The organism is Paenibacillus contaminans, from assembly GCF_003285015.1.
Taxonomy (GTDB): Bacteria; Bacillota; Bacilli; order Paenibacillales; family NBRC-103111; genus Paenibacillus_V; species Paenibacillus_V contaminans.
Window position 1 is genome coordinate 213,898 of sequence record NZ_QMFB01000015.1, and the last position, 9,163, is coordinate 223,060.

Sequence of the window (9,163 nt, forward strand, 5' to 3'; positions counted from 1 at the left end):
CGTTCGGTGGACGAAACGTGTTATAGGCGTAAAAAATATAAAGGGCTTAATCAAATAGTTGTCACCCTAGACGAATGTCCTGCATACAATTTAAATGAATGATTGTATGGAGGAGGTTGAAAGGATGTCTATTGCAGATAAAGACTTGCAGCGGAGAGAGATTATAACGAAAGCAGTCTGCGGCAAAGGTCGTAAGTTCAGCCAGGTGAGCCACACCGTAATTCCGTCCCATGCTCCAACCAGCATCCTCGGCGCTTGGATTATTAATAACCAGTACGAGGCGGCGAAAGGCACGAACGGAATCGAGGTTATCGGTACTTACGACATCAACATCTGGTATTCGTACGACAAAAACACCAAAACGGACGTAGCTAAGGAAACGGTATCGTATGTTGATGTTGTCCCGCTATCCTATCTGGATAAAAAACATAGAGCTTCCACAGCGGAAGTTTCGGCGGTGGCGACACAGGAGCCGAACTGCGTGGAAGCTACGGTATCATCCCACGGCGACAGCGTGATCATTCGAGTGGAGCGGGAGTTTTTCGTCGAGATGGTCGCGGAAACGAAGGTTTGCGTTATTGTGGATCCGAACGGAATCAACGACTTCGGCGACAAGACGATCGATTTCGACGGCGGAGACGACGATTACGAAGACCTGGATCCTGACCTGCTCGATGACGAGCTGAACTGACGGGTGCAGGTAGCTTTTGGCGCTCTTGCATGCTCTCGAAGCCGTTTTGCAGGCACAAAACGTTTTGCGAAGGCGTCGCCAGAAAATCCGCTTGTTATGTTCTTACTGGATAGTATATGCGGCTGCACAGATCGTGCTGAGGGCGTTTGCCCTCTTTTTGTTTTTGTTTCCGAATAAAGTTCCGGCATTAAGCTGCGGGAGGGGTTTGCATGCATCTTTTTTTTCTTCATGGAAACGAGCCTGAGGTCAAGCTGCTGCTTGAGCGTCTCTTGATACCGCACGGCAGCCTGTACCCGGCCGGATTGGCTTGCAATGCGTTGCTTTTGTGGGGAGGCAAGCATCGCGATAAACTGAGAAAGACGCATTCCGCACGAATACTTAACCGTTTTGAGGCGACGGAGCTGGCGGGAAAGCCTAAGCTGCGGGACCGGACGTTAGCCTTGCACGGGCTGAAGACAATGGAACGTTTGCCGGGCGGCAGCCGGAAAGGTTCGCTGGGAGGCGATTTTTCGCGGGAATATTTGGTTCCCGTCTTCCAAATGGAGGCGCTCGCCGTTTTTGAGAAAAAAAACGAAGGCGCCCTGCTTACCTCTCAAACTCGGATTTTCCATGCAAGAAGCCGATTTCATGAACTGGAGCCGTCCGATCAAACGTTTCATGCCAAAAGAGCGAGCCGGGAAGCGGTGAAAGCCGTATACGCGCTTGGACTGGACTATGCGCTCGTTGACATCGGCATTCGGCCGAACGGAGACACGGTTATTGCGGACGTTCGGCCGACATTTCCGATGACGCTCCGGTATGCGGAATTGTTTGCGGATGCCATCGCGCGTTACGGCGATCAGCTGAGCCGCGAGATGAGCCGCCAAACGCCCGTTCTGCTGGGAGCGGATCCCGAATTCGTGCTGCAAAACCCCGAAGGGCGAGTTGTGCCGGCCTCCCGTTTTTTCGAAAAAGACGGCCCGGTCGGCAGCGACGGCGTCGTGCTGCGCAGCCATAAAGTCGTTCAGGCGCTTGTTGAGCTTCGCCCTGCTCCGAGCACGAATCCGCGCGAGCTTGTTCGCAGGCTCAAACAAACGATGCGTCAAGCGGCCGAAATGATCGGGGACGATTCGCTTGAGTGGCTGGCAGGCGGCATGCCTGTTAAAGGTTTGGCGCTGGGGGGGCACATCCATTTCAGCGGGCTGTGGCCGAACGTCCATTTATTGCGGACGCTGGACAATTATTTGGCGCTGCCGCTTTCATTAGTAGAAGGGGAGGGCGCCAAACGCAGGAGACCGAGGTACGGCAAGCTGGGGGATTTTCGCAAAAAAGCGCATGGCGGCTTCGAATACCGTACGCTACCCAGCTGGCTCGTTTCGCCTGAAACGGCTGTAGGCGTGTTGACGCTGGCGCGCATAATCGGCGATCATTATGCGAAATTCGACTATGATCCGCTGTCGCTGCCGGACATTCAGCAAGCTTATTACGAGGGCGATAAGCTTGCGATTATTCCCCATGTCGAGCGGTTATGGAAGGATATTGAGGCGACGCCTTCCTACAAAGCGTATCGTTCTGAGCTCGATTGGCTGAAAAAGCGGATGCTTACGCTGCATAGCTGGGACGAGACGGAAGATTTCCGCCGCCGTTGGGGCGTGGAGCTGGCGGATGAACCCCAGGTGTGGATACTGTCGGGCGAAATCAACCGTCCCGGCGCGAAGGCAAGAGGGGGCGGAGCGGTGTCGGGCGTTTGGCTGGCAGGGCGTTAGCCCGTCGACAAAATACGGCAAATCTACGGTTTCCTTCCGATTCATGTTATAATAAGGCTATTGCGAACCGTATTGGAGGATGAAAATGACGAAGTACACACCGATGATCGAACAGTATTTGTCCATTAAAGCCGGTGTGCAGGACGCCTTTTTATTTTTTCGGCTGGGCGATTTTTATGAAATGTTTTTCGACGATGCCATACTGGCGTCGCGCGAACTGGAAATTACGCTGACCGGCAGAGAGGGCGGTGCGGAAGAGCGCATCCCAATGTGCGGAATTCCGTACCATGCTGCCGAGAACTACATAGCAAGACTGATTGAAAAAGGGTATAAAGTGGCGATTTGCGAGCAGGTTGAAGATCCGTCCGAGGCAAAGGGCGTCGTACGCCGCGAAGTCGTGCGGATCGTGACGCCCGGAACGCTGATGGACGGCAAGCTGCTAAGCGACAGGCTCAACAACTATATTGCCGGCGTCGTCCGGTATGGAGAGCGTTTCGGATTTACGGTATGCGATTTGTCGACAGGCGAACTGTATGTGACGGAGCTTCCCGGCGCCTATGAATCGCTGGTAGACGAGCTGGCGACTTATACGCCGTCCGAGCTGATTGCAAGCCCGGAGCTGCTGGAGCAGCTGCAGTCGGGCATTCATGCAGCGGTGCGTCCTGCCGTGCTTACCGGCTGGGGTAAACAGGAGGAGCAGCTGCTTGAAGCGCAGTTTTCTGCGGATGCCGTCCGGGCTCTGCCGGAGCCGGCACGCGCTGCGATCGCTTTGCTGCTTTCCTATTTGGGCGAAACGCAGAAAAGGGCGCTCACGCATATTACGAACGTACATTGGTATGAAACGACTCAATACATGACGATGGATCCGTTCACGCGGCGCAATTTGGAGCTTGTGGAGACGGTTCGCGAGAGAAGTAAGAAAGGATCGCTGCTCTGGCTTCTCGACGAGACGGTTACGGCGATCGGCGGGCGTATGCTGCGCCGCTGGATCGAGAAGCCACTGATGAACCGCGAGCGTATCGAGGAACGTCTCGACGCCGTCGACTGCTTGTACAATCAGCTGATCGTTCGCGACGAGCTCCGAGGGCTGCTTAAAGAGGTATACGATCTGGAGCGGCTCGTGGCGCGGATATCGTATGGCAGCGCGAACGCGCGCGATCTTCACGCGCTCAAGCTGTCGCTTGCGGTCGTGCCGGCCGTTCGCGAGCTTTGCTTGTCCGCATCTTCGGAGACGCTGCGCAGGCTCGGAGCGCAAATCGACGGCTGTACCGACGTCAGAAGCTGGATCGAAGAGGCGATCGTCGAGGACGGTCCGGTATCGGTGCGCGACGGCGGCATGATCAAGGACGGCTACGACGCGCATCTCGATCAGCTGAAGGAGGCCGACCGAAACGGCAAGCAGTGGATCGCCGAGCTGGAGCGGCGCGAACGCGAGAGGACGGGCGTCAAGTCGCTCAAAATCGGCTACAACAAAGTATTCGGCTACTATATCGAAGTGACCCGATCGAATCTCGGATCGCTTCCGGAAGGGCTTTACGAGCGGAAGCAGACGCTGGCTAACGCGGAACGTTTTATTACGCCGGAGCTCAAAGAGAAAGAAGCGCTTATCTTGGAAGCCCAAGAAAAGATGGTCGACATCGAATATGCGTTATTTGTCCAGCTGCGCGAGCGGATCGCCGGCGAAATCGGCAGATTGCAGCGGCTCGCCGAGCGGATCGCAGCCGCGGACGCTTTCCAATCGATGGCGACGGTCAGCGCAGCGAACCGCTTCGTTCGTCCGCAGCTGTCCGGCGGTTATGGGCTGCAGGTTGAAGGCGGCCGTCATCCCGTCGTTGAGGCGGTATCCAAAGACGGCAAATTCGTGGCGAACGATACGCGATTGGACAAGCAGGACGGCAGCATGCTGCTTATTACAGGTCCGAATATGGCCGGTAAGAGCACGTATATGCGTCAGGTGGCGATGATCGGCATCATGGCGCAGATCGGCTGCTTCGTCCCTGCGGATCAGGCAGTCGTTCCGCTGATCGACCGCATTTTTACGAGAATCGGCGCGGCGGACGATTTAATCGGCGGCCAAAGCACCTTTATGGTCGAAATGATGGACATCCAAGTCATGACCGCCAAAGCGACGGAACGGAGTCTCGTCATTATCGATGAGCTCGGCCGCGGTACGTCTACCGGCGAAGGGATGGCGATCGCGCAAGCCGTCATCGAATTTTTGCATGACCGGATCGGCTGCAAGACGCTCGTCTCGACGCATTTTCACGAGCTGGCTCATCTGGAGGAAAGCTTGCCGCAGCTGCGAAACTACTGCATGGCCGTCAAAGAAAGCGGGCAGCAGGTTACGTTCCTGCGCAAGCTCATTCGCGGAGCCGCCAGCACTAGTTACGGCATTTATTGCGCGCGGATCGCCGGTCTGCCCGAGCTTATAATCGACCGCGCATACGATCTGTTAAGCGGCATGGAGACGGAGAGCGGGAATATTAGCGCCGCCGGCAATGTAGGGCGCGACAAAGCCACTGTGTCTAGTCTGCAGGGAAGTTCGGAGGCGGCGTTACCGAATGCGGAGCGCGACAAAGCGGCTGTGACCGGCCTGCAGGGAAGTTCGGAGGCGGCGTTACCGAATGCGGAGCGCGACAAAGCGGCTGTGACCGGCCTGCAGGGAAGTTCGGAGGCGGCGTTACCGAATGCGGAGCGCGACAAAGCGGCTGTGTCCAGCCGACAGGGAGGTTCGGAGACGGCACTACAGCATGCGGGCGGCTTGCCCGAGCGGATTGACGAGTATGCTGCGGTGCGGACTGCCGCTCCGTCGAGCTTTGAGATAAAGGAAACGGCCGCGACGTTATCGGAAACCGCCAGTCAGCAGACGGCGGCGGGTTACGTGCAGCTGAGCCTTTTTCAAGAGGAAAAGAAGGCCGAAGCGCCCAAGCGCAAAACGGACGAAAAAGCGGAGCTTATCGCGGAGCAAATACGCACGGCCGATTTGATCAACATGACGCCGCTTGCCGCGATGAATCTGCTATATGAGCTGAAGCAGCGGCTGCAAGAGAAGTAGGATAGAGTTATATGGATACGAAGGAGACTGTTGAATAAATGCGGACGATTTTTGAAGCCACCTCTCAAAGCCTTTCATATCGATTAGTATTGCATAGAGGAAACCAAATTCCGCAAAGTAAATCGCTCTAAACGCTAATTTCGGCGGTACAAGTGAGGCGTAGAATGTATCCTGAATTATTCGACAGTCTCCGAAGCGAAATTAAGGAAACGCTCAAACACCAAATAGATGCAAGTAATGCAGCATCGACTTCTCCGTATAACCGGCTGGCAATCATGAAACGGCATCGGAGAAGTCGTGTCCAAGCCGCCTGAACAAGGTTTGGCACGGAGTTGAAAAATCAATGAAACAGTAAACGCTCAACTCTAGTCCGGCAACCTGCTAGAAGCGTGACCGCATCGATTCAATGTACAGACGCAGCTGCGCCGAATACGAACCTGCTGTGTAACTGCGAGCTATTTACGAAAAGCCATGCTGCAAACCTAAGATCAAACGCGGTCAAACAAATAGTACACCATCAAGTCTAAAACTAGAGACTGATGACCTGGTTACGAAAGCAAACACGGAACTCGTAATGGTTACGTACGAACCGTGCGCTTAGTGGAGAAAACGTTATTGTTCATGAGGCTGTCCTCACTATTTCGCAGGTAACATGCTCGTTCTCGCCCGTTAGTGAGGCAAACGTTACTATTCATTTCGTTTGTCTCACTATTAGTTGCGTTTGCCTCATTATCTCGCCAGAACATGGGTTTTCGGTTTGAAATAGTGAAGTTTGCCTCACGAATAGTAAACTTTGCCTCATGATGAGGATCACTACTCGTTGCACGATTAAATGCTTACTTCTTTAAAATCTATAGGATAAGAGTTGAAATGCTTCTAGATACTAGAAATAGAAAAAGATATATAGCCCGGACTTTCTTTCGCTTATGTCGACGCGATCATAGGTTGTCGGATAGCTCGGGAAGAAAAGGGGTTGAGCCGGATGAAACGACGAAATATTGGTATGCTGAGGCGCTTAGCGACAGGTGCACTGATTGCGGCATGCTTGTCCGTATCGTCTGCGGCGTTCGCCGAAGTAAGCAAGGACGGCAAGGCGGCCGATCGCGACATGGTGCAAGAATTGATCGCCAAGTACCATGTAAGCGGAATAGGGAGCGAAGAGCTTGCCGGAAACACCGTCGATGAAATGTTGAAAAAGCTGAACGATCCGTATACGAACTATTTATCGAAAGACGATTTCGCATCGTTCGAAAGCATGCTGAACCGAGATTTTGTCGGAATCGGCGTACAGCTTGAAGATTCGAAGAACGGTCTGCTCGTCGTCGAGGTATATGAAGGGACGTCCTCCGAAGCCGCAGGGATGATTGAAGGCGATGTGATCGTCGAGATCGATGGCGAACCGATAAAGGGAAAAGCTTACGGCGAATTGACGGACAAGCTCCTGGGCGCCGAGAACAGCACGCTGCGCGTAACGGTCGAGCGGGGCGGCAGTCTCAAAACGATGGATATCGCTCGCAAAAGGGTGGCACTGCCTGTCGTTACCGGTCAGCTGTTCGACGGCAAAACAGGGTATATCAAATTGGCCACCTTCTCGGCAGAAGCCGACGAGCTCTTCGCAGTCGAATTGAACAAGCTGCTGAAGGCGGGCATGAAATCGCTCATCGTCGACATTCGCGACAACCCGGGCGGCTTGGTCGATACGGCGACAAATATCGCGAAGTCGTTCAAAGTTAACGGCGTTCTTATTCACTCGCTGGACCGCGACAAAAACGACCGTCCCGTCATCGTGGAGAACGGAACTTCGCTGCCGGTGCCCGTGTACTTCCTCGTGAACGAAGGAAGCGCGAGCGCATCCGAGGTGTTGACCGGCTTTATTCAAGACTACGGGCTAGGCAAAGTATTCGGGAAGAAAACGTTCGGCAAAGGCAGCGTTCAAACGCTTTATGAACTGAACAGCGGCAGTATGCTGAAGCTGACCGTCGAGCAATATTTGACGCCTAATTTCCGCGAAGTGGACCATAAAGGCTTGCAGCCCGACGTAGAGATCGAAGGCAGTCTGCCTCAGCTGATCGCAGTGCTGCATCAATCCGGAATCGGCGAAATTACGCTGGAGCGGACGCCCACGCAAGTGACGATCGACAAGGTAAGACGCGAAGAATTGATGCCGGTCATCGTAGAGAACGGCAAGACGTACGTACCTTCGCGTGTGCTTGCCGCTTTGATCGGCGCTTCGATTACATGGAATCAAGCGAACGTATCGGTGGACATTAGAAGTGCTAAAGCTGCGGCCGCTTTTACGGAAAAAGACGGGTCGCTTATTCTCTCCGACGGAACCGGGTACATCGAACTGAATGCTTTTGCGCGTGAATTTCCGCAATTGTCTTGGGGCGGCAGCGGAGAGCGGATATCGCTTTTTGCCAGGAAGGCGGGCTGATCGATATGGGCAGCATACGCATATTGGACGATCATATCGCCAACCAGATAGCGGCCGGAGAAGTCGTCGAGCGTCCTTCTTCCGTCGTCAAAGAGCTTGTGGAGAATGCGATCGACGCCGGCAGCACGCGAATCGACGTTTCGCTAGAGGAGGGCGGTTTGCAGCTGATCAGGGTGACCGACAACGGTTCGGGCATCGAAGGCGACGACTGCAAAAACGCTTTTCTGCGCCATGCGACGAGTAAAATCGCAACGGGTAAAGATTTATTCCATATTCGTACGCTCGGATTTCGCGGCGAAGCACTGCCTTCGATCGCCGCCGTATCTAAAGTGGAATGCGTTACGGCAACCGATTCCGGCGGATTGGGCCGCAGGCTTTGTATTGAAGGCGGGACGTTCATCGCCTTGGAGGATGCTGCAGCTTCCCGCGGCACGGATATTTTGGTCAAGGAATTGTTCTACAATACCCCTGCGCGGCTGAAATATATGAAGACGATTCAGACGGAGCTCGGTCACGTGTCCGACTATATTTACAGGCTGGCGATGGCGCATCCGGGAATCGCTTTTACGCTTAAGCATAACGGCAATTCGTTATTGCAGACGCTGGGGAACGGGGATTTGCTGCAGGTTGTGGCGGCTGTTTACGGTACGGCGCTCGCCAAGCAGATGGTGCCCGTCAGCGGCGAAAGTCTCGATTATGCCGTTCAGGGCTACGTGTCCAAGCCTGAGCTGACACGGGCCAACCGTTCGGCGGTATCCACTTTCATCAACGGCCGGTACGTAAAAAACTATACGCTTGCGAATGCTGTCTTGAACGCGTTTCATACTCTGCTTCCGATTAACCGTTTTCCGGCGGCTGCACTGCACTTGACGATGGATCCGTCGCTACTTGACGTCAACGTTCATCCGGCGAAGCTCGAGGTTCGCTTCAGCAAGGAAGCGGAGCTGATGCAGTGCGTCGAGCAGGCCGTTCGCGAATCGCTCGGGCGGCATGTGCTCATCCCGCAAGGGAAGTCCGCCGCTCCCAAGACGGCGGTCATTCAAGAGCGGATGGAGCTGTACCGTCCCGGCGCGGACGGCGCTCCGCCGCAAACGGCGCCCGCCGCAAGCCCGGGCTTCAAGGTCCCCGGCCCAGCCGGCGACCTTGAAGCGGGCCCTGCGGCAGGCGGCCCGGCTACGCCGGCGCCAGCGCCGCAGGCCGCGCACCGCGGCAGCGCGGACGCGCCGCGCAGCGCCTAT

At 55.0% G+C, this 9,163-nt stretch carries 5 protein-coding genes; all 5 read left to right on the top strand.

Annotated elements, in window-relative coordinates:
• Window positions 1-124 precede the first annotated feature (124 nt).
• Window positions 125-691, top strand: coding sequence for an outer spore coat protein CotE (locus DQG23_RS24400; RefSeq protein WP_113033531.1), 567 nt, complete (start codon window positions 125-127; stop codon window positions 689-691).
• Between the two features lie 209 nt (window positions 692-900).
• Entirely contained in the window at window positions 901-2,436 is a 1,536-nt protein-coding gene (locus DQG23_RS24405) for a putative amidoligase domain-containing protein (protein WP_113033533.1), read from the top strand.
• A gap of 85 nt (window positions 2,437-2,521) precedes the next feature.
• Window positions 2,522-5,491, top strand: a complete 2,970-nt coding sequence (mutS, locus tag DQG23_RS24410) for a DNA mismatch repair protein MutS (protein WP_113033535.1) — start codon at window positions 2,522-2,524, stop codon at window positions 5,489-5,491.
• Between the two features lie 982 nt (window positions 5,492-6,473).
• Window positions 6,474-7,925 (top strand): S41 family peptidase, encoded by a 1,452-nt coding sequence (locus DQG23_RS24415; RefSeq protein ID WP_113033537.1) that lies wholly within the window; start codon window positions 6,474-6,476, stop codon window positions 7,923-7,925.
• Between the two features lie 5 nt (window positions 7,926-7,930).
• Window positions 7,931-9,163 (top strand): DNA mismatch repair endonuclease MutL (mutL, locus tag DQG23_RS24420; protein WP_113033539.1); only part of this gene is annotated, 1,233 nt, incomplete at its 3' end.

Bases quoted from the DNA above. Each gene is read 5' to 3' on its own strand.
- DQG23_RS24405 (WP_113033533.1), top strand. From the start codon at position 901: ATGCATCTTTTTTTTCTTCATGGAAACGAGCCTGAGGTCAAGCTGCTG.
- DQG23_RS24415 (WP_113033537.1), top strand. From the start codon at position 6,474: ATGAAACGACGAAATATTGGTATGCTGAGGCGCTTAGCGACAGGTGCA.
- DQG23_RS24400 (WP_113033531.1), top strand. From the start codon at position 125: ATGTCTATTGCAGATAAAGACTTGCAGCGGAGAGAGATTATAACGAAA.
- mutS (WP_113033535.1), top strand. From the start codon at position 2,522: ATGACGAAGTACACACCGATGATCGAACAGTATTTGTCCATTAAAGCC.